1 protein-coding gene and 1 pseudogene are annotated in these 1,227 nt (G+C 68.5%); both read right to left on the bottom strand.

The window, feature by feature from the left end; translation table 11 throughout:
• Positions 1-201, bottom strand: a pseudogene (locus KUM44_RS42845) (carbohydrate ABC transporter permease); the annotation flags it as partial.
• On the bottom strand, positions 198-1,227 hold a 1,030-nt coding region (locus tag KUM44_RS42840), incomplete at its 5' end, for a sugar ABC transporter permease (RefSeq protein WP_254390912.1). The pseudogene KUM44_RS42845 and the gene KUM44_RS42840, both read right to left, overlap by 4 nt.

Below are 1,227 nucleotides of genomic sequence, written 5' to 3'. Positions count from 1 at the left end.
GACCAGGCCACCGACCCGGTCGATCACCGGCTTCGGGGAGAGGCTGGTGACGACCACGATCCACAGCGGTCCGAGGACCCCCAGACAGCACAGGGCCAGAAAGCCGCTCTTGGCGGTGAGTCCGACCTTGCTGGGCGGCTCCTCCCACACCGGGCGGGCGGGAGCCTTCAGGCTGCGGACGAGCTGCGTGTTCAGGCTCACTTCTTGTACACCCCCTGCTCGCCGAGCAGGTGCGCGACCTTGTTCGCACCCAGCACGAGACAGACTCCGATGACTCCCTTGACCAGGCCGACCGCGGCCGCATAGCTGAAGTCGCCGTTCTGGATACCCATGTTCCACACGTAGGTGTCCAGGACCTCGCTGGCCCCGGCGCCGACCGCCCACCGCTGGAGCAGGAACTGCTCGAAGCCCACGCTCAGCGCGTCACCCACCCGCAGCACCAGCAGCAGCGCGATCACCGGGCGCAGCGCGGGCAGCGTGACGTGCCACATGCGCCGCCAGCGTCCCGCGCCGTCCATGGCGGCGGCCTCGTACAGGTCGGTGCTGACCGCGGACAGCGCGGCGAGGAAGACGATGATCCCCCAGCCGGCGTCCTTCCACACGGCCTGCGCGGTGACCAGGTACTTGAACAGGTCCGCGTCGGTCATCAGGTCGAAGCCGCTCCACCCGTGGTCCTCCAGGGTCTGGGCGATGATGCCCGCACCGCCGAGGATCTGCTGGAAGACGGTGACGACGAGGACCCAGGAGAAGAAGTGCGGCAGATACATGATCGCCTGCGCCACGGCCCGCACCCTGGGCCGGATCACGCTGTTGATGACCAGCGCGAGGGCGATGGGGACCGGGAAGAACAGCACCAGCTGGAGCAGGAACAGCACGATGGTGTTCTTCGTGGCGCTCCAGAACAGCGGGTCGTCCATCATCCGCGAGAACTGCTCCACCCCCACCCAGGGGCTGTGGAAGATCGCGGTGATGCCGTTGCCGGCGGCATAGGGGTCGTACTCCTGGAAGGCGACGACGTTGCCCAGCAACGGAACGTAGTTGAAGATCACAAGCAGGACGATCACAGGCAGCGTCATCACGATGAGCGCGCGGTCCCGACGCCACCGGACCCGGAAGGGGACCTTGCCCCCCTTGCCGGCCCTGCCCGCCTTGCCGGCCCTGCCTGCCTTGCCCGGCGCCCGGTCCTTCGCCCCCGCCGCGGCGAGGGCGGCCGTCGGCTCCTCGACT

Origin of the sequence: Streptomyces sp. AC550_RSS872, from assembly GCF_019049285.1 — a bacterium.
Classification (GTDB): domain Bacteria; phylum Actinomycetota; class Actinomycetes; order Streptomycetales; family Streptomycetaceae; genus Streptomyces.
The sequence above is the reverse complement of the archived record's forward strand: the minus strand, read 5'-3'. Positions and strand labels throughout refer to the sequence as shown.